This is a genomic window from Vibrio sp. RE86, from assembly GCF_013114545.1.
Lineage (GTDB): Bacteria > Pseudomonadota > Gammaproteobacteria > Enterobacterales > Vibrionaceae > Vibrio.
On the sequence record NZ_VTXI01000026.1, the window covers coordinates 1 to 21555 of the forward strand.

The 21555-nt window shown below is 45.3% G+C and carries 16 protein-coding genes; 2 read left to right on the forward strand and 14 right to left on the reverse strand.

All coding sequences use genetic code 11. From position 1 onward, the window contains the following. Positions 1 to 139 precede the first annotated feature (139 nt). Together F0231_RS18690 and F0231_RS18695 are read right to left on the reverse strand one after the other, a co-directional pair. On the reverse strand, positions 140 to 907 hold the full coding sequence (locus F0231_RS18690; protein ID WP_171761209.1) for a general secretion pathway protein GspB: 768 nt from the start codon (positions 905 to 907) through the stop codon (positions 140 to 142). Continuing rightward, positions 907 to 2541, reverse strand: coding sequence for an ExeA family protein (locus tag F0231_RS18695; protein ID WP_171761210.1), 1635 nt, complete (start codon positions 2539 to 2541; stop codon positions 907 to 909). The genes F0231_RS18690 and F0231_RS18695 overlap by 1 nt, the downstream gene beginning before the upstream one ends. A gap of 88 nt (positions 2542 to 2629) precedes the next feature. Between F0231_RS18695 and F0231_RS18700 the strand changes: the two genes are divergently transcribed. Beyond that, a complete protein-coding gene (locus F0231_RS18700; protein WP_171761211.1) occupies positions 2630 to 3841 on the forward strand; it encodes a multifunctional CCA addition/repair protein in 1212 nt (403 codons plus the stop codon). 177 nt (positions 3842 to 4018) lie between these two features. Here the strand turns inward: F0231_RS18700 and eno are convergent, their stop codons facing one another. The 5 genes from eno to rlmD form a co-directional block, all read right to left on the reverse strand. Next, positions 4019 to 5317: a phosphopyruvate hydratase gene (eno, locus tag F0231_RS18705; protein WP_112418346.1), complete on the reverse strand. Its 1299-nt coding sequence runs from the start codon at positions 5315 to 5317 to the stop codon at positions 4019 to 4021. A 77-nt stretch (positions 5318 to 5394) separates the two neighbouring features. Next, complete coding sequence (locus F0231_RS18710) at positions 5395 to 7035, reverse strand: CTP synthase (RefSeq protein ID WP_171761212.1); 1641 nt, start codon at positions 7033 to 7035, stop codon at positions 5395 to 5397. 146 nt (positions 7036 to 7181) lie between these two features. After that, entirely contained in the window at positions 7182 to 7994 is an 813-nt protein-coding gene (gene mazG / locus F0231_RS18715) for a nucleoside triphosphate pyrophosphohydrolase (RefSeq protein ID WP_171761213.1), read from the reverse strand. A gap of 302 nt (positions 7995 to 8296) precedes the next feature. After that, positions 8297 to 10516: a GTP diphosphokinase gene (gene relA / locus F0231_RS18720; RefSeq protein ID WP_171761214.1), complete on the reverse strand. Its 2220-nt coding sequence runs from the start codon at positions 10514 to 10516 to the stop codon at positions 8297 to 8299. Between the two features lie 70 nt (positions 10517 to 10586). After that, on the reverse strand, positions 10587 to 11906 hold the full coding sequence (rlmD, locus tag F0231_RS18725; protein WP_171761215.1) for a 23S rRNA (uracil(1939)-C(5))-methyltransferase RlmD: 1320 nt from the start codon (positions 11904 to 11906) through the stop codon (positions 10587 to 10589). Positions 11907 to 12066: 160 nt separating this feature from the next. Here rlmD and barA point away from each other — a divergent pair, with 160 nt between their 5' ends. Further along, positions 12067 to 14856: a two-component sensor histidine kinase BarA gene (gene barA, locus F0231_RS18730; RefSeq protein ID WP_171761216.1), complete on the forward strand. Its 2790-nt coding sequence runs from the start codon at positions 12067 to 12069 to the stop codon at positions 14854 to 14856. 204 nt (positions 14857 to 15060) lie between these two features. Here barA and acpS read toward each other — a convergent pair whose 3' ends face one another. The 7 genes from acpS to lepA form a co-directional block, all read right to left on the reverse strand. Further along, positions 15061 to 15441: a holo-ACP synthase gene (gene acpS, locus F0231_RS18735; protein WP_171761217.1), complete on the reverse strand. Its 381-nt coding sequence runs from the start codon at positions 15439 to 15441 to the stop codon at positions 15061 to 15063. A gap of 5 nt (positions 15442 to 15446) precedes the next feature. After that, complete coding sequence (pdxJ, locus tag F0231_RS18740; protein WP_171761218.1) at positions 15447 to 16178, reverse strand: pyridoxine 5'-phosphate synthase; 732 nt, start codon at positions 16176 to 16178, stop codon at positions 15447 to 15449. Then, positions 16175 to 16900, reverse strand: a complete 726-nt coding sequence (gene recO / locus F0231_RS18745) for a DNA repair protein RecO (protein ID WP_171761219.1) — start codon at positions 16898 to 16900, stop codon at positions 16175 to 16177. The genes pdxJ and recO overlap by 4 nt, the downstream gene beginning before the upstream one ends. Before the next feature lie 79 nt (positions 16901 to 16979). Next, positions 16980 to 17957, reverse strand: coding sequence for a GTPase Era (era, locus tag F0231_RS18750; RefSeq protein WP_171761220.1), 978 nt, complete (start codon positions 17955 to 17957; stop codon positions 16980 to 16982). Beyond that, positions 17950 to 18627: a ribonuclease III gene (gene rnc / locus F0231_RS18755; protein ID WP_004415613.1), complete on the reverse strand. Its 678-nt coding sequence runs from the start codon at positions 18625 to 18627 to the stop codon at positions 17950 to 17952. Before rnc ends, era begins: the two co-directional genes overlap by 8 nt. A 20-nt stretch (positions 18628 to 18647) precedes the next feature. After that, positions 18648 to 19544 carry a signal peptidase I gene (lepB, locus tag F0231_RS18760; RefSeq protein ID WP_171761221.1) on the reverse strand — a complete coding sequence of 299 codons (897 nt, stop codon included), beginning with the start codon at positions 19542 to 19544 and terminating at the stop codon, positions 18648 to 18650. Between the two features lie 202 nt (positions 19545 to 19746). Then, a complete protein-coding gene (gene lepA / locus F0231_RS18765) occupies positions 19747 to 21540 on the reverse strand; it encodes a translation elongation factor 4 (protein ID WP_171761222.1) in 1794 nt (597 codons plus the stop codon). Positions 21541 to 21555 lie beyond the last annotated feature (15 nt).

Here is a 21555-nt window from a genome sequence, read left to right on the forward strand (position 1 = left end):
AAGGCGGGATAGAAGTTATCCACGAGCGGTAAAAAGAAGGCCCAGTCGCTACGCGACTAGGCCTTCAAAAAGGTATTAAATGCTTCTTAACTTACAAGCATTACACTCGACGGTGACCTTTTTTATTGCCTGAAAATGACTAACCTTGCCAATCGTAGAGTGCAGGGATCTCAATCAACTCCCCTCTGAATTGAATCAAAGTAGAGTGTTGTTCTATCGAAATGAGTTCGACGCCATTTTTCATAGTCTCACCCTCGTTATATTCAATGCCGTTTATTTTTACCCAGCGCTTATCTGGTCGATTAGAATAAACATGAGTCTGAAAATTCATCGCCGGTAACTCTCCTGACCAACGCTCAGTCTGATGCTCTAAATAAGAGATATCATCGCGTTGAACCTGATCAACATCAGAGGTTGTCTTTATCGCACTTTCAAAGCGATGGGCTAACTCTGGTGACAGCTCAGAGAGATCCAGCCCTTTAAGCAAATCAGACTCTCTTACTTTATTGGCTGCCTTTGGCGGAGGTGCTTGCTCAGAAGCGCTTTCACTTAGACTCGCTTGCGTTGTTTGCTCTACTACCATCATGGCCGGTGGGATGAAAGGTTTGTATGTCGAAACAAGCCCTTTCGGCTCAGGCCACTCTGTTACAGTAAACTCAAATGGCACTTGACTGATAATTGGTTGTTGAGATTGTTTCTCAAACCAAAGGCTACGTTCTTCATGATAAGTTTTTACAGCCATAGCCACAGCAACACCCAATGGAACAGATAGAGCAAGTAGTACTAAAGAGACCAATTTTGTCTGTCTAGGAAGCTCTACTTGAGCCGGATAGTAACTGACGGCATAAGGTGCTGATGCGTTATATTGTGATTCAGAGCTCTCTAATGCTCTCATGACCTTAGACATTAGAGTTCTCCTTGTAAGTGAGATAAGTTGGGGCTGTCCATCTGAGACATTTTCTCCAACAGACGTAACGTTTGCTCCCCAGCAATGCCATCCGCCGTTAATCCTTGCCAACGCTGAAACAGCTCAACTTTGTGTTTCAAAGCTGCATCATAAGTCGAAGTATCAGATTCAGGTTTACCTAAGGCAAAAGAGAGGTGTTTATCTAGCAAGCGTACGGGTTCACCTTGCATGCCTGATTGCAGTGTATCATTCCAGTAGGTTTTCCATATACTAATGTACTGACCTTCCCAAACCGTATTCAGCCATTGCTTATCAAACTCAATCAGCTTGTTCTCAGCAAGCAACTGAACACGAGAGTCTGAAACTCCGCTCAAAACGGCATAACGTTCCTGACCATCAACATTCAGCAACAATACACTCGGTACATCTTGCTCCATAAGTTGTTCTAGCGTCGCTTGTGACTGCTCACAATGGAACAGTGAGCTGACATCACTCAAGCACTGTTTATCTAATATCGTTGCTCTATAACCCCAGACTTTATATAGGTCAGCAATCGCCACCTTTCGGTCATCGACTCGCTCAAGAATCTTTGTCAATTCACTTGGAAAAACCAACTTTTGAATGTTTTCTTGCTCAACTTTGGGGTATTCCCCTTTTAGATACCCAACAAAGAAAGGCTTAACAAATTGAGGGGTATAGACGTAAGCACCAACAGACAAAGCAGCCGCAAACGCCACTGAGACAAATTTAGAAACAAATCGAACTGCACTCTCTTTAGGTTGAGTAGAAACACTGGATAAAGGAGCACTCGATAGAATGGCACTTGTTTGAAAGCTCATGACTTCATTGCATGCAGCTTCCACGGTAGATGCCGAAAGCACTTTTTCACCGAGACTGTATGCACGTTTTAAACTTGCATCACAGACTAAATTAATCAAACGTGGGATACCATGCGCCTGCTGGGCTATATACTTAATCGATTGAGATGGAAATAGCTCTGGGGATCCACCAGCTAGTGATAATCGAAACTTAATATAGTCTCGGGTTTCATCTTGGTTTAGAGGCAATAAGTGATAACGCCCTGTCATTCTTTGTGCAAGCTGCCTCAGTTGAGGCATTTGCAACTTTTGCTGCAATTCAGGCTGACCGATCAGAAGAACTTTCAGCAATTTTTGACTTTCAGTTTCAAGGTTGGTTAACAGCCTTAATTGCTCGAGAACTTCGGCAGACAGGTGCTGTGCTTCATCAATAACTAATAGAGTTTGAATACGATTTGCATGGTTGCTTAAAAGGAACTGATAAATGGTTTGATTTAGCTGCTTTAGCGACGAACGAGGTTCATAAGTCAGGTCAAACTCATCACATATCGCCTCTAGTAACTCAGTGTTGGAGAAAGTAGGGTTAAGAATCAGTCCCGCTCGAACATTTTCACTCAATGTTTTAAGTATAGACTTAGCGATCGTCGTTTTACCGGTCCCGACTTCACCGGTTAACATCGCAAAACCGCCTCCTTCTCCAAGCCCGGCTTGAAGCTGAAAAATAGCTTCTTTATGACGACGACTTTGATAGAGAAAACGAGAGTTAGGCACAATCGAAAATGGCAATTCTGTTAGCGCAAAATGTTGCAGGTACATACTTCTCGTCTCTGGGAATTTCTTGTTAAGAAAAGTACCATTACTCACATAATTAGCCAATGGCAATATCACTAAAAGGGGTTCAAAGGTGCAAAGATACCTTGTAGGCGGCGCTGTTCGCGATCAGCTATTGAATATTGATGTCTATGACAAAGACTGGGTCGTTGTTGGTGCTACACCAGAAGAACTCATCAAGCAAGGTTACACGGCAGTCGGAAAAGACTTTCCCGTATTCCTTCACCCAAAAACAAAAGAGGAACATGCCCTTGCTCGAACCGAGCGTAAAGTTGGTCAGGGGTATACTGGGTTTGAGTGTTACTTTGCCGCCGACGTTACCTTAGAAGAGGATCTACTTCGCCGAGATCTGACCATCAACGCCATGGCTCAAGATCCACAAGGCAACCTCATCGATCCTTATAATGGACAGCAAGATCTCAACGATCGAGTATTACGTCACGTATCTGAGGCGTTTACTGAAGATCCTCTACGCGTGCTGCGTGTTGCTCGCTTTGCCGCTAAGCTTGATCATTTGGGGTTTAACGTTGCACCTGAAACGTTGAACTTAATGCGTGAGATCGCCGATTCTGGTGAGTTAGAGCACCTCACTCCCGAGCGTATTTGGCAAGAGTGGCACAAATCTCTTTCAACCCAGAACCCTCAAGTATTCTTATCCGTACTGCGTGACTGTGGTGCACTAAAGGTTGTTCTTCCTGAACTAGATGCTTTGTTCGGTGTTCCTCAACCGGAAAAGTGGCACCCAGAAATCGATACCGGCATTCACACGCTAATGGTTGCCAAGCAAGCAGCGAAGCTCAGTCACTCTCTCCCTGTGCGCTTTGCCTCTCAAGTGCATGATCTGGGTAAAGGCATCACACCTGAATCGGAATGGCCGAGTCATAAGATGCACTGCCACACTGGACTTAAGTTAATCAAAAAGCTTTGCGACCGTGTACGTGTGCCGAATGAGTTCCGAGATCTGGCGCTAATGGTCTGCGAGCAACACTCAAATATCCATAGAGCGGCTGAGCTTCGACCTGAAACCAAACTCAAAGTACTCAATAAGTTCGACGTTTGGCGTAAACCAGAACGTCTAGAAGATATTCTACTCTGCTGCATGGCTGATAGCCGAGGTCGAACAGGCTTTGAAGATATTGAATACCCGCAGAAAGCGCTTTTTGAGCAAGCTTATCAGGCAGCTTTAGCGGTGAATGTACAAGACATTATCAAAGATGGTTTTAAAGGTGCGGATATTCGTACTGAAATGGAAAAACGCAGAATTGAGGCTATTCGAGGAGCTTGAACGACAGTCATCATCCTCAAGAGTGAGGAATGAATTGGGGATCTCTTGAAGCGACCTGAGTGATTGAGGAGATTCCCTACTCTCTCCTGCGTCGCTCTATGGAATGACGAATTTTAGGCAAAAAAATGCCCCGCATAAGCGAGGCATTCAAAGCTTAGATTAATAATCTACTAGAGATTACTGACCTTTAACTTCTTTAAGACCGTTGTAAGGAGCTTTAGAACCTAGAGCTTCTTCGATACGGATAAGTTGGTTGTACTTAGCAACACGGTCAGAACGGCTCATAGAACCAGTCTTGATTTGACCTGCAGCTGTACCTACCGCTAGGTCTGCGATAGTTGCATCTTCAGTTTCGCCTGAACGGTGAGAGATTACTGCTGTGTAACCTGCATCTTTAGCCATCTTGATTGCAGCTAGAGTCTCAGTTAGAGAACCGATTTGGTTGAACTTGATAAGGATAGAGTTAGCTACGCCTTTCTCGATACCTTCAGCAAGGATCTTAGTGTTAGTAACGAATAGATCGTCACCTACTAGTTGAAGCTTGTCACCTAGTAGTTCAGTTTGGTGCTTGAAGCCATCCCAATCTGACTCGTCAAGACCGTCTTCGATAGAAACGATTGGGAAGTTGTTTGCTAGCTCAGCTAGGTAGTGGTTGAACTCTTCAGAAGAGAAAGTCTTACCTTCGCCTTTCATGTTGTAGATGCCAGCTTCTTTGTCGAAGAACTCAGATGCAGCACAGTCCATAGCTAGAGTAACGTCTTTACCTAGTTCGTAACCAGCAGCTGCAACAGCTTCTGCGATAACTTCTAGAGCTTCAGCGTTAGACTTAAGGTTAGGAGCGAAACCACCTTCGTCACCAACTGCAGTGCTGTAGCCTTTAGACTTAAGAACTTTAGCTAGGTTGTGGAATACTTCAGCACCTACACGTAGAGCTTCTTTAAGAGTCTTAGCACCAACTGGTTGGATCATGAACTCTTGGATGTCAACGTTGTTGTCTGCGTGCTCACCACCGTTGATGATGTTCATCATTGGTAGAGGCATAGAGAACTGACCAGCAGTACCGTTTAGTTCAGCGATGTGCTCGTATAGAGGCATGCCTTTAGCCGCTGCAGCAGCTTTAGCGTTTGCTAGAGAAACAGCTAGGATTGCGTTAGCGCCGAACTTAGATTTGTTGTCAGTACCGTCTAACTCGATCATTACTGCGTCGATTGCAGCTTGGTCTTTAGCGTCTTTACCAACTAGAGCTTCAGCGATTTCGCCGTTTACAGCTTCAACAGCTTTAAGAACACCTTTACCTAGGAAACGAGCTTTGTCGCCGTCACGAAGCTCAAGAGCTTCACGTGAACCAGTTGATGCGCCAGATGGAGCAGCAGCCATACCTACGAAACCGCCTTCTAGGTGTACTTCAGCTTCTACAGTTGGGTTACCACGTGAATCGATGATTTCACGACCTAGAACTTTAACGATCTTAGACATTGAATGTTTCCTTCTCGTTGAATATATAATGTCAAAACTAAGAGCAGCAGCACGACTAACGCTACTGCCCGTATCCTTTACTTCTCTAATTCGCCGCGTTGGTATTCACCAGCCGCTTTCACGAAACCTGCAAATAGTGGGTGACCATCGCGAGGCGTTGAAGTGAACTCTGGGTGGAATTGAGCCGCTACAAACCATGGGTGAGCTGGGTTCTCAATAACTTCTACCAGTTTCTTGTCTGCAGATAGACCCGATACTTTTAGGCCCGTTTTTTCAATCTGTGGACGAAGAACGTTGTTCACTTCGTAACGGTGACGGTGACGTTCATGGATTGTCGCGTTACCGTATAGCTCACGAGCTTTAGTCCCTTTCTCTAGGTGACATAGCTGTGAACCAAGACGCATAGTACCACCAAGGTCAGAGGTTTCAGTACGTTCTTCAACTTTACCTTCACCATCAACCCACTCAGTGATTAGACCAACAACTGGGTACTTCGTCTCTTTGTTAAATTCTGTTGAGTGTGCACCTTCCATACCCGCAACGTTACGCGCGTATTCGATAAGTGCTACTTGCATGCCTAGACAGATACCTAGGTAAGGTACTTTGTTTTCACGAGCGTATTTTGCTGCAAGGATCTTACCTTCAACACCACGGTCGCCAAAACCACCAGGAACAAGGATTGCGTCAAGGTCAGCCAGTGCTTCGTCACCTTTTGACTCAACATCTTGCGAATCTACGTATTTGATCTTCACGCTTAGACGGTTCTTAAGACCTGCGTGCTTCAGAGCTTCGTTCACTGACTTGTATGCGTCTGGTAGTTCAATGTACTTACCAACCATACCGATAGTCACTTCACCCGTTGGGTTCGCTTCTTCGTAGATTACTTGTTCCCACTCAGACAGATCAGCTTCAGGAGCTGTAATGCCAAAGCGTGTACATACTAGGTCATCTAGACCTTGAGATTTGATTAGTTGAGGGATCTTGTAGATTGAATCTACGTCCTTCATTGAGATTACTGCTTTTTCTGAAACGTTACAGAACAGAGCAATCTTCTTACGCTCGTTCGCTGGGATCATACGATCTGAGCGACAAACTAGAATATCTGGCTGGATACCGATAGACAATAGCTCTTTTACAGAGTGCTGAGTCGGTTTGGTTTTCACTTCGCCAGCTGCTGCTAGGTAAGGAACTAGAGTTAGGTGCATGAACATTGCGCGCTCACGGCCTAGTTCAACTGCTAGCTGACGAATCGCTTCCATAAATGGTAGAGATTCGATATCACCAACCGTACCACCAACTTCAACGATCGCTACGTCGTGGCCTTCAGAACCTGCGATTACGCGGTCTTTGATTGAGTTAGTGATGTGAGGGATAACCTGAATTGTTGCGCCAAGGTAATCACCGCGACGCTCTTTTGCTAGAACGTCTGAGTAAACACGACCTGCTGTGAAGTTGTTACGCTTAGTCATCTTGGTGCGAATGAATCGCTCGTAGTGACCAAGGTCAAGGTCAGTTTCAGCGCCATCTTCCGTAACGAACACTTCACCATGTTGAGTAGGGCTCATTGTGCCTGGGTCAACGTTGATGTAAGGGTCAAGCTTCATCATAGTCACTTTAAGACCACGAGCTTCTAGAATAGCCGCAAGAGATGCTGCTGCAATACCTTTACCTAGAGAGGATACAACCCCGCCAGTAACAAAAATGTAATTTGTCGTCATGTTTAACCTGAAATTGGTTGAATGAGGGAAAATGGATTTCTTCTGGACGGGATATAAATATACCAGAAGCCCTTAACCGCCACAACGTGAAATCTATCACACTGCAATTTTTTATTTTTTGCTTCAAATCAAATTAGAGTTGCACATTAACCCCGCTTGGTTTGATTAGCTTCTAACCGCTTCACTTCATCCCAAAAAGCATCCAACTGCTCAAGATTATAATCTGTCAGCTGTTTTCTTTGTTCAGCAACCAATCCTTCGACGGCTTTAAATCGACGCGAAAATTTAATGTTTGCCTTACCGAGCGCCACTTCTGGATCCTTTCCTAGGTGGCGCGCTAAGTTCACGGTAGCAAACAGTAAATCACCAAGTTCAAGTTCGACTTTTTCTTCATCTGGGGAGACTTGCAGCGCCTCCTCCATGACCTCTTCAATCTCTTCTTGCACCTTGCCGACAACAGGCCCTAACGAGTCCCAATCAAACCCAAATTTAGCACACTTTTTTTGAATTTTTGTGGCACGTGAAAGAGCAGGTAGTGAAGCTGGTACAGAGTCTAGAATACTTTCTTCTGTTTTGCCTACTTGCGCCTTTTCTTTCGCTTTCTCCGCTTCCCAATTGGCATTGATTTGCTCATCACTTTCAAACTGAGTATCAGAAAAAACATGCGGGTGACGACGAGTCAGCTTCTCATTAACAGTTTCTACCACCTCAGAGAAATCAAACAGGTCTTGCTCTTTTGCCAACTGACTATAGAAGATTACTTGGAACAATAAGTCACCTAACTCTTCTTTTAAATTAGTCCAATCTCGGTTTTGAATCGCATCAACGACCTCGTAAGTTTCTTCAATCGTATGCGGAACAATAGTGTCAAAACTCTGCTTCAAATCCCACGGACAACCACCCTCTGGGTCACGCAGCTTCGCCATGATCTGTTCTAACTGTTCAATTGGGTGACTCATTGTTCTTTTCCTATTGTTCTGTTCAATTGCTTAAATCTAAATCTTTTCTTAAAACTAAAAAAGGTGAGCAGTAAAAACCACTCACCTTTCATTTCTATCTGTCATCTTCACGAATGAAACTAGAAGTGACTCCCCATCACGTTCGTCCCTCACTGTAAGGAATAACCACATTCATTTTTACTAAGTAGTTGGTTCTTCTAGCAAGGCAGTAAACTTATGAGACTCCTGAGCATAGCTTGCCTATGTGATGGAGCGATATAAGTGCAACTAACGCCGCTAGAAAGCCAAATACGACGTAAAAACTAGCCGAGGCGCTTGACGCTCATAACATCCTTAATTTGCTCTACACGCTTAGAAACACGCGTAAGAATGTCTACGCTTGTTACCTCTAAATCAAAGTCCATGATCGACATTTGCGTGCGGTAGTCGACACGGCTCTTCATGCTGGTGATCTTAATTTTCTCATTGGCATACAGAGTAGTGATGTCTTTAAGTAGCCCACCGCGTTCCATTGCTTCTACACGTACTGTAATGATGTAGGAACCCACAAAACCGCTGCCCCATACCGTATCGATAATACGTTCCGCGGCATGATGTCTGAGCTCTTCTAGCTGCTCACAATCTGCGCGGTGAACTGAGATACCACGACCTTGAGTAATGTAGCCCGCGATGTCGTCCCCCGGAATAGGCTGGCAGCAACGAGCAAGGTGCGTCATAAGGTTATCAACACCTTCAACTACGACTGCATCTTTCTTAGGTCGGCTTTGTGCAGGCGTCTTGTTACCTGCCTCTTTAAGCTTTTCTAACGCTTGTTGATCTTCTTCTTCCGCGGTTGGCTTATTCACCAGTGCATTAATATGGTTAATGATCTGGTTGATACGTAAATCACCACTGCCAACCCCAACATAAAGCTCATCTGGGGTGTTCATGTTGAAGCGCTTGAGGCCATAGTGCTCAGCATCTTTTAGCGTAGCACCAATTTTAGTCAGCTCTTGCTCTAAGATTTCACGACCCGCTTCTAGGTTCTTCTCACGGCTTTGAGCACGGAACCATGCGTTGATCTTGGCACGAGCACGGCTAGAAGTGACGAAACCTGTCGTTGGGTTTAACCAGTCGCGTGATGGGTTTGGCTCTTTAGCAGTAATGATCTCAACTTGATCACCCATTGTCAGTTTATGAGTGAACGGAACAATACGACCCGCCACTTTTGCGCCGATACAGCGGTGACCAACCATTGAGTGAATATGGTAAGCGAAATCAAGTGGCGTCGCGCCCATAGGCAAATCGACTACGTCACCACGCGGCGTAAACGCATAAACTCGGTCATCAAACACTTGGCTTCGAACTTCATCAAGCATTTCACCTGAATCAGACATTTCTTCTTGCCAATCAAGTAGCTTACGTAGCCAAGTAATTTTCTCATCGTAACCACTACGGCCGCCGCCACCTTCTTTGTATTTCCAGTGAGCAGCTACACCGAGTTCAGAATCTTCGTGCATGTCTTTAGTACGAATCTGAATCTCGATGGTTTTGCCTTCAGGGCCAAGAATAACGGTATGGATAGACTGGTAACCATTTGGCTTAGGGTTTGCCACATAATCATCAAATTCGCTAGGAAGATGCTTATATTTGGTATGGACGGTACCTAGCGCGGCGTAACAGTCTTGCAATTTATCAGCAATGATACGCACTGCACGCACATCAAAGAGCTCATCAAATGCTAAGCCTTTCTTCTGCATTTTGCGCCAGATACTGTAGATGTGTTTTGGACGGCCACTCACTTCAGCATTAATCGATGAAGTCTTCATTTCAGACGTTAAATCATCGACAAAGTCGGTAATGTACTGCTCGCGAACAATACGCCTCTCAGAGAGTTGCTTGGCGATTTGTTTATAGGTATCAGGTTGTTGGTAACGGAATGCGTAGTCTTCCATCTCCCATTTAAGCTGACCAATACCGAGGCGGTTTGCGAGTGGAGCATAGATATTGGCACACTCTTTTGCGGCCGCTTGGCGAACTTCTTCTGGCGCTTGCTTAACTTCAACCAGATTGGCGATTCGCTCTGCCAGTTTGATGATAACGCAGCGGAAGTCATCCACCATGGCTAATAACATGCGTCGAACGTTATCGACTTGCGCAGACGCTGCACTGCCTTCCATGGTGATGTTAAGTTGGCCAAGAGCTGCCATCTCTTCCACGCCATCAATCAACTTTATGATCTCTTTACCGAAGTCTTCTTCGAATTGTACACGATCATAAGCTCCGTTACTGACTAACGGGAACAACAAAGCAGCGACTAATGTTGCTTTATCCATAGATAGAGTGATCAGAATTTCGATCATTTCTCGGCCACGCCATAACAGCAATGGGCCTTCTTCGTTGTCCTGAAGGATCACTTCAGCACGTTGGTAAACTTCTTTTAAGCGCTTGGCGATTTTCGCATCTTGGTTGAGGCTAGCAATCCACTTATCTAGCTCAAACTGTTCGTCTTGGTTTAAATGTGCGCTTCTTACCGCAACCATTATTTTCGTCCTGTTATATTTCTTATAGTCACTGATTCTTGATGAGGTTCACGGCACCCAGAGTCAGTCGTTAGTCCTTTACAAATAGCGCCATTGATTCTAAATGACTGGTATGCGGAAACATATCGAGCATACCTAATTTTTGTAACTTGAAACCTTGATTTAGCAAGCTTTGTGAGTCCCTAGCTAGAGTAGCAGGATTGCAAGAAACGTACACGGCCCTGCTTGCTCCTAGCTGAGAAACATGGTCAATCACACCACTTGCGCCGGCTCGGGCTGGATCGAGTAAGATTTTATCAAATTTTTCTGCCGCCCAAATCAGACCAGAAACATCTTGTTCCAAGTTCGCCTGATAAAAAGCGGCATTACTGATGCCGTTCACCTTGGCATTTTGAGACGCTTTTTCAACCATGGCATCAACCCCTTCGACACCAATGACGCTTTTGACACGTTTGGCTATCGGTAGGCTGAAGTTACCCAACCCACAAAACAGGTCAAGAACACGATCATCTTCATTGAGTTCTAACCACTCAAGCGCTTGCTCAACCATAGAGTGATTGACCTCTTGATTGACCTGAATAAAGTTGTTTGGTTCAAAAGGAATCGTCACTCCCGCTTCAAGATAGTGCGCTGACTCTCCGACAACTCGATTTAGTTGATCAGTTTCAGGCATCAAGTAGAGCGTGGCGTTGTTCTGCTTAGCAAACAACTCCAGAGATTGCTGGTCTTGCTCTTTCAATGGTTTCAAATGACGAAGAACAATTACATTGGTGTTGTCGCCTTTGACTAACTCTATATGGCCTAAGCTCTCTTGATTCGAAAAGCTTTGCAGTAGCTGATAAAGCGGAGTCATTAGCGCTTCTAAATCACTATCAAGCACAGGGCATTGAGTGACAGTGACGATCTCTTTGCTCTGTTTCTTACGAAAGCCAAACTCTAGCTGACGCGTTTTCTTATTCAGTTTAATGCTCACTCGAGCGCGGCGACGATAACCTTGAGCCTTACCAACAATAGGCGCATCCAATGCGATGCTTTGACCAGCAAATTTGCTCATCAGTTGGCTCAGAGTTTGTTGTTTGTACTCTTGCTGAGCATCACTACCTAAGTGCTGCATGTTACAGCCACCACATTCGTTGTAATGCGAACAGAAAGGTTCAATACGTTCTGGGCTAGGCTTTTGAATCTTGATGAGGTTCGCTCGGGCAAATTTGCTTTTGCTTTCCGTTAGCTGCGCCAATACCTGCTCCCCAGGCAAAGCCCCTTCGATGAAAATGGGCTTCTTATTTTGATAGGCCATACCCGCACCATGATGATCGAGTTTTTCAATCGTCAACGACTGGTGTTTGGTATTCAGTTGAGTTTTCTTCTTTGGTTGGAAAAAACGCGCCATGCTTTGTGCCTATTTAAATTGCTCTAATTACGGTTCAGGTTCCAGCTTTTATGCCTGAATCATTGTCTGGGCCGTCTGAGTTGATTATGCTTAAGGATTCGACGGCTTCTGTTATATGGAAGTTATTTTCCCATATCCACACCACGATGTTTAGACAATAATGACAAGATATGGCTTACGCGCCCGCGTTATTACCCTCACCTTAGCACCAACGCTAATTATTGGGTTGCTCTTGAGTGCTTTCTTCTCTTTCAACCGCTATCACGATCTTGAAAAACAGGTCGTCAACTCAGGACTGAATATTATCGAGCCATTGGCCATCGCCAGTGAGGATGGTTTAAAGAATAATAGTCGAGAATCCGTACGTCGCATCATCAGCTATGCGCATCGGAAAAACTCTAAGTTCGTGCGCAGTATCGCTGTGTTCGATTACAACCACGAACTGTTTGTTACCTCAAACTTCCACCCAAATTTCGAGTTACTCACCTTTCCTCGCACCGAACCGATCCCTCTTTTAGTAAGCTCTGACCTGCAAGAAAACACGTTAGTTCTTCGCGCCCCAGTAATTGCTGAATCTGGATTAGTGGCGACGATGAAGGGCCAAGGGACAAACCCTGCGTTAGGTTATGTCGCTATCGAACTGGACCTATCTTCATTGCGACTTCAGCAATACCAAGAAATTTTCTCAGCGTTTTTGGTCCTTCTAATTGGTCTTGGGCTTTCGGCGGTATTTGCTCATCGTTTAATGCATGATGTCACCCGACCTATATCGCATATGAAAAACATGGTGGATCGTATTCGTCGTGGTCATTTGGATGTTCGTATCGAAGGTAAAATGCATGGTGAGCTGGATTCGCTGAAAAACGGTATCAACGCCATGGCAGTGTCGCTGTCGGAATACCACGTTGAAATGCAACACAGCATCGATCAAGCTACATCCGATTTACGCGAAACACTCGAACAGTTAGAAATTCAAAACGTCGAGCTCGATATCGCCAAAAAACGCGCTCAAGAAGCGGCTCGGGTGAAATCAGAATTCTTAGCCAATATGTCACATGAGCTACGTACACCACTCAATGGTGTGATTGGCTTTACTCGACAAATGCTCAAAACCACGCTTACCAATAGCCAAACTGACTATCTGCAAACCATTGAAAAGTCAGCAAACAACCTGCTTAACATCATCAATGACATCTTAGACTTCTCGAAACTTGAAGCAGGCAAACTCGCTCTAGAGAACATTCCATTTGATTTCCAAGCTTCATTGGAGGAAGTAGTCAGCCTTCAAGCCACCAGCGCACACGAAAAAGGCCTAGAGCTAACACTAAAAATCGATCCTAAGATACCTGCAGGCTTGGTCGGTGACCCGCTACGTATTCAACAAGTCCTGACTAACCTAGTCGGTAACTCAATCAAGTTTACCGAGCGTGGAAACATCGATATCAGTGTCGAACTGCGCTCACAAAAAGAAGACGCCATTGAACTTCAGTTTATGGTTCGCGATACCGGCATTGGTATTTCTGAGCGCCAGCAAGCACAGTTATTCCAAGCATTCAGTCAAGCTGATGCAAGTATTTCCCGTCGTTATGGCGGTACAGGCCTTGGTTTGGTTATTACCCAAAAACTGGTCAGCCAAATGGGCGGGGAAATCAGCCTAACCAGTCGTCTTCACCAAGGTTCTACGTTCTGGTTCACTCTGCGCTTATCTTCAACGGATATGCCAGTCAGCGATCTACTAGAAACACAAATGCTACGTCAGCGCAGCTTGCTATTGGTGGAGCCGAACATGCAAGCTGCGTCTGTGATTCAGCAAACGCTGGTGCAGGAAGGGTTAATCGTGACTTACCGTTCGTCGCTGCCTGATCAAGAAGAGCGTTACGATTACGTATTGCTGAACCTTTCACCAAACAAAGACAACGACATCGAAGCTGTTGAGGGCTGGGTAGAACAAGCGATGCGCTGTACCTCTCATGTTGTCGTTGGTACGCCGAGTACGACATTGGCTCTGTCTGATCACTTAATTCAGAAGTATCAGATTCACTGTATTACTAAGCCATTGTCACGCAAAAAGTTACTGCAAACACTTGCTGCTAACCAAGAAAGCATCCCACTGCTAGAAAGCCCGGTTGAGAGCAGTGAAACTTTGCCACTCACTGTAATGGCGGTTGATGATAACCCTGCAAACTTGAAGCTTATCAGCGCTCTTCTGCATGAACGTGTAGAGAAAGTGGTGACATGTACGAATGGTGTCGATGCGGTGAAACAAGCCGAGATACAACACTTTGATGTCATTCTAATGGATATCCAGATGCCACACATGGACGGTGTCACGGCCTGCGGCAAGATAAAAGAGACAACAATCAATGGCAACACGCCTGTCATTGCTGTCACAGCACATGCAATGAGTGGTGAGCGAGACCGTCTGCTGCAAGCGGGTATGGATGACTACCTAACCAAACCTATTGAGGAACATGTTCTGCAACAAGTTCTCATGCACTGGAACCCTTACACGTCCGAGCAAGAGCTTGAGAAACTCGATATTTCTAGTACACCGGTCACGATTGAGCAGCAGCCTGAGCCAACTGGACAAGAAACGCATAAGAACATGATCATCGATTGGCAAGCCGCACTGAAGCAATCAGCCAATAAAGAAGATCTCGCGAAAGATATGCTGCAGATGCTGGTCGATTACATTCCAGAGGTTAATGCGATTGTAGATGGGGCATTGGAAGATGATCACTTTGATATTGAGCAGTTAATTCACCACGTGCATAAGCTGCATGGCAGCAGCTCATATTGTGGAGTACCACGATTGAAAAATGTCTGTGCCACAATCGAGAAAGAGCTACGTTCAGGTTCAAGCATTGAAGATATAGAACCAGAGCTTTTCGAACTACAAGACGAAATGGAGAAGGTGGCTGCGAGTGCAAAGCCTTATCTAGAAGGATAATACCAACCTAAATAAATATCTGGTCATTCTTGCTTGCTAAAATCGCTAATAGCTTCGTTATAGATTTTGTAGTTAGGTCCACTAGCTAGCTGCAATCTATGCCTTGCTCTAAGCGATTTTTTCCGCACAATTATCTGAACACCTATTTATCCAGATTGGTATAACTCTCTGTAAAGTAGACATAAAAATAGCGACGTAATGTCGCTATTTTTCTAGGATAACGGTCGCAACTGCGTAGTGCCGTTCATCTGAGATAGAAAGGTGTACGTGAGCGACCCCTTTCTGATCTGCTATTTCGAGCGCTTTGTTGGATAACGTCAGCACAGGAGCGCCATGCTCATCATTGCTCACGTTAAAATCTTGAAAGCTCACACCAAAGGCGATGCCTGTTCCGAGTGCTTTTGAAGCCGCTTCTTTGACAGCAAAGCGTTTTGCAAGAAAACGCCCTTGCTGTTTCAAGCCAAAGAAAGTCTTTAATTCACTTTCAGTCAAAATGCGCTTTGCAAACGCCTCTCCCGATCGAGCGAGCGCTTTTTCTACTCGCTCAATCTCAGCAATGTCTGTACCTAAACCGACAATCGCCATAAAGCTTACTTACGAGCCTCAACCATCAGAGCTTTCATATCGGCAACAGCTTTGTGTAAGCCATCAAAAACAGCGCGACCAATAATTGAGTGACCAATGTTTAGCTCGAAGATTTCTGGAATTGCCGCAATAGGTGCAACGTTGTGGTAAGTCAAACCGTGGCCAGCGTTAACAGTGATACCAAGATCGTCTGCGTAGCTTGCACCTGCTGCGATCTTCTTCAGCTCATCTTGCTGATCTTCTTCTGTTTCTGCGTCTGCATAGTGACCTGTGTGAAGCTCAATAAATGGCGCACCACACGCTTTTGCTGCATCAATCTGCTCACGATCAGCATCGATAAATAGCGAAACTTTGATCCCTGCTTCAGTCAGTTTTTGCGTTGCCGCTTTCACTTTCTCAAGTTGGCCAACAACGTCCAAGCCACCTTCAGTCGTCAACTCTTCACGCTTTTCAGGTACAAGACATACGTACTCTGGCTTGGTCTTTAGCGCGATCTCAACCATCTCTTCCGTTACGGCCATTTCTAGGTTCATACGTGTTTGCAAGGTTTCACGCAGAATACGAACATCGCGATCTAGGATATGACGACGGTCTTCACGAAGGTGGATCGTAATACCATCCGCACCTGCTCGTTCAGCAATTTCAGCAGCATGAACAGGATCTGGGTACTTAGTACCACGCGCATTACGTAGCGTAGCAATATGGTCGATGTTTACACCTAGGTAGATTGAGCTCATTTTCCAATACTCCGTTTGGGAACCATGGTCATAAAGAGTTCCCTGCTTTTTAATGGTTTGCCGCCAAGATACGGCTTTAAGGCTATTCGTGTAAAGCGTTTTGCCGCTTTAAGTTGTTCTTTTGTGGTAAATCTACGCTCACTGATAGCGATAAGTTCACTGCCATAAAACGTTAAGTTGTCTTTTCTTATCGATGCGATAAAACCCTTTTGCTCGCGGTAACGATAGGTCATATCGGGATCAACGGGCTCGCCTGTACCTGCACAATGAAGAAAGTCCACGCCGTACCCCATTGCGGATAACAACGCGAGTTCAAAACGTCTGAGGGCAGGCTCTGGGTTATCACACTGAGCAAGCTCTGTCAGTGAGTGAAGATAGTCATGAAATAGCGCGGGCATGGCGACTTCCGCCATTAATACTCTTCCCACTAACTCATTCACATACATTGCTGAGTAGAGATTAATCCCTGTGAGAGGTAAACCGAGACTGATAGGTTCAGCTTGGCGAAGGGTTTTCATCGAGCCGTTGCCCGACCATTTAAGCAATAACGGCGTAAAAGGCTGCAACGCCCCTTTCAAGTTAGAACGCTTGCTACGTGCCCCTTTTGACATCAACGTCAGTCGGCCAAACTCTTCACTAAAGACGTCAAGAATAAGGCTCGACTCACTATACGGGCGACGATGAAGAACAAAACAACGCTGTAAGCCTTCTGATGAGGACATGTCATTACCAAACTAAAAAAGGAGCCAATGGCCCCTTTTGTACAATGAATCAGGAGCGAAGCGTGTCGCTGCTCACTGCTTATAAATCGTCGATGTAACCTAAAGAGCGTAGAGCTCGTTCGTCGTCAGCCCAACCCGATTTAACCTTAACCCAAGTTTCTAGGTAAACTTTACGGCCAAACAACTCTTCCATATCTAGGCGAGCTTCACGACCAATGGTCTTAATCTTCTCACCACCTTTACCAATCACCATCTTCTTCTGGCCATGACGTTCAACCAAAATAAGGGCATTGATGTGGAAGCCGTCAGTGTCTGGGTTGTAATCGAAACGCTCGATTTCCACTGTCACTGAATACGGTAGTTCTTCACCAGTAAAGCGCATCAGCTTTTCACGCACGATTTCGGAAGCCATAAAACGCTGAGAGCGGTCAGTCACATACTCTTCTGGGAAGTGGTGCGTCGCTTTCGGTAAGTGCTCACGTACGTGCTTACGTAAAACGTCAATGTTCTTGCCGTGTTTAGCCGAGATAGGCACAACATCAACAAAGTCCATCTTGCTCGACATCTCTTGCATGTGCATCATGACTTCGTTGCGGTCTTGTACAACATCCACCTTGTTGACACAAAGTACAACTGGGAAGTTCGACTTTTGAAGCTTGGTCAGAACCATTTCATCGTCAGCCGTCCAATGCGTACCATCCACAAGGAAGAACACAAGGTTTACATCACTCAAAGATGAGTTTGCTGCACGATTCATCAAGCGGTTGATCGCACGTTTCTCTTCAATGTGAAGACCAGGAGTATCAACGAAAATAGCTTGATAGTCCCCTTCCGTGTCAACACCCATGATGCGGTGACGAGTCGTTTGAGGCTTACGTGATGTGATCGAAATCTTCTGACCTAAGATGCGGTTAAGAAGCGTCGATTTACCTACGTTTGGGCGACCTACAATCGCCACAAAGCCACAATGCTGATTTTCTGGTGAGGTCGCTTGCTCGCCACCTGAAGAGAAAAATGCATCGATATCAAATTCGTTGTTGTCGTTTGAATCAGTCATTGGTCAATTGCTCTAGTGCTAATTCAGCAGCCGCTTGTTCTGCCTTGCGGCGGCTGGTGCCTTTACCAATAACAGGTTGTCCAATACCTGCCACTTCGCACGAAACCGTAAATTCTTGGTTGTGTGCTTCACCTTTAATATTAGTCACTGTGTAAGCAGGTAGCGGCTTTCTTCGACCTTGAAGGAACTCTTGAAGGCGAGTCTTCGGATCTTTTTGTGATACACCCGGCTTGATGGCATCAAGGCGCGTTTTGTACCAGCTAAGAATAATGCCACGTACGACTTCAATGTCGCTATCAAGGTAGATAGCACCAATGATCGCCTCCACAGCGTCGGCAAGAATTGAATCACGACGGAAACCGCCACTTTTTAATTCACCTGGACCTAATTTTAAGTGATCTCCTAGTTCGAATTCACGACCTAGTTCCGCTAGCGTATTTCCACGTACCAGTGTTGCACGCATGCGGCTCATATCCCCTTCGTTTACTTTAGGGAAACGGTGATAAAGATCATCAGCAATGACAAAACTTAAAATTGAATCGCCCAGAAACTCAAGACGCTCATTGTGTTTTCCATTAGCGCTGCGGTGTGTCAGCGCTAAACTGATTAGCTCAGCATCATTGAATTGATAGCCGAGCTTCTTCTCTAGTTTTGGTGTAGGAGAATTCATGCTCTCTCGATATCTATTAATTAGTGAATGCCACCGATGCGGTTAAAACGCACACCAGTTGGAATCCATGAAGGTAAAACACTGTCTTCGCCACGTTCAAACTCGAAGCTGATCCAAATGGCAACGGCTTTACCTACTAGGTTTGCCTCTGGAACAAAGCCCCAGTAACGGCTGTCTGCACTGTTGTCACGGTTATCGCCCATCACAAAGTATTGACCTTCTGGCACTACCCATTCATTCACGCCATTGCGTGGTTGATACATTTCAACACGATCACGACGTAGCGGATTAACCAGGATTTGGTGACCAGTCTCACTCAACTGTTCATCAAGCTGAATCAGTGGAATCCCGTTTTGGATAAACTGACTCTCTTCCACATTAGACAATTTCACTGGCTGACAACTTGTTTCGCCAGGAGATTGAATGCAGATTTCTTTCTTACTGTTATAGCGAACCGTATCACCTGGTAGACCAACGACACGTTTAATGTAATCAATATTTGGCTGCGGTGGGTATTTGAATACCACAGTATCACCGCGCTCTGGCTTGCCTGTTTCTACCAGTTGAGTGCGCCATACCGGATCTTTCAATCCATACGCGTACTTCTCAACTAGAATAAAATCACCCACTAATAGGGTTGGCATCATTGAGCCCGATGGAATCTGAAACGGTTCATAGATAAAAGAGCGCAATACGAGTACTGCCGCGATAACGGGGAAAATAGACACACTATTTTCAATCCACCACGGTTGAGTCTTCACTTTTTCCAGAACAGCAGCGTCTAAGCCATTAGTTTGAGCTTCAACTTCCGCGACTTTTGCTTGGCGCTTCTTTGCAAAAACAAGCTTTTCTAGCACCCAAACAATTCCCGTTACCAAAGTAACAATTACAAGGATGAGTGAAAATGTATTCGCCATTGACTTCCCTTATCTCAAAAATACGAAAGTGAAAGAGCCGAAACCCTTCCACTTACTCATTGAATTTAATTCTAATAATCCCATAAATAGTTGGCGTTACAGCTAGGCGACTAGCAAACTCAGCCCTATGAGCATAGAGGCTCTATGTGATTAGGGTGAGTTTGCGCTGGCAACAACGCTGTAGCGTCAAATATGACAGGGATTAATCTTTGCCTACGTGAAGAATTGCTAAGAACGCTTCTTGAGGCAGCTCTACGTTACCGATCTGCTTCATACGCTTCTTACCTTCTTTCTGCTTCTTCAGTAGCTTTTTCTTACGACTCACGTCACCACCGTAACACTTCGCGATTACGTTCTTACGCAGCTGTTTCACTGTTGAACGTGCGATGATGTGGTTACCGATCGCTGCCTGAATAGCAATGTCGAACATCTGACGAGGGATGAACTCTTTCATCTTCTCTACCAGCTGACGACCACGAGTCTGAGACTGATCTTTGTGTGTGATCATCGCTAGGGCATCAACCGTATCACCGTTAAGAAGTACATCCACACGAACCATGTTTGAAGCTTCAAAACGTTGGAAGTTGTAGTCCAGTGATGCGTAACCACGAGAGGTAGACTTCAGACGGTCGAAGAAGTCTAGAACCACTTCTGCCATCGGAATATCGTAAGTCACTGCAACTTGGTTACCGTGGTAAACCATATCAACCTGAACACCACGCTTCTCTACACATAGTGTGATTACGTTACCTAAGTAATCTGATGGCACAAGGATGTTACAACGAGCAATTGGCTCACGAATTTCTTCGATGTCATTAACCGCAGGAAGCTTCGCTGGGCTATCAACGTATAGAGTATTACCGTTCGTTTCTTCAACTTCGTACACTACTGTTGGCGCAGTGGTGATCAGATCTAGGTCGTATTCACGCTCTAGACGTTCTTGGATGATCTCCATGTGCAGCATACCAAGGAAGCCACAACGGAAACCGAAGCCAAGTGCTGCTGAGTTTTCTGGCTCGTAGAATAGCGATGCGTCATTCAGACTTAGTTTACCCAGTGCATCACGGAAGCTTTCGTAGTCATCAGAAGATACAGGGAATAGACCCGCGTATACCTGAGGTTTTACTTTCTTAAAGCCTGGTAGCGCCACGTCACTGCCGTTTTTAGCCAGTGTTAGCGTATCACCTACTGGTGCGCCTAGGATGTCTTTAATACCACAAACAACCCAACCAACTTCACCAGTACGCAGAATATCTGTATCGACTTGCTTCGGTGTGAAGATACCAAGACGGTCTACCCCCCAAACCTGACCAGTACTCATTACTTTGATCTTGTCGTTCTTCTTAAGAACGCCGTTCTTAATTCGAACTAGAGAAACTACACCTAGGTAGTTATCGAACCATGAGTCAATGATCAATGCTTGTAGCGGCGCTTCTGGATCACCCTCTGGTGCTGGAATCGCAGACACAATGTTTTCTAGAACATCGTCAACACCGATACCAGTCTTCGCACTACAGCGCGTCGCTTCCATCGCGTCGATACCAACGATTTCTTCAATTTCTTCTGATACACGTTCAGGATCGGCTGCAGGAAGGTCAATCTTGTTAAGGATTGGCACAACCTCAAGATCCATTTCGATCGCTGTGTAACAGTTAGCAAGAGTTTGAGCCTCTACACCCTGACCCGCATCAACAACCAGTAGTGCGCCTTCACAAGCCGCTAGAGAACGTGATACTTCGTAAGCGAAGTCAACGTGCCCTGGAGTGTCGATGAAGTTAAGCTGGTAAGTTTCACCATCTTTAGCCGTGTAGTTTAGAGTCACACTCTGTGATTTGATGGTGATACCACGCTCACGCTCTAGATCCATGGAGTCCAGAACCTGTGCGGCCATTTCACGGTCGCTCAATCCACCACATACTTGGATCAAACGGTCTGATAGGGTCGACTTACCATGGTCGATGTGGGCGATAATCGAAAAGTTACGAATGTGCTTCATGATTTGGTGTGACTA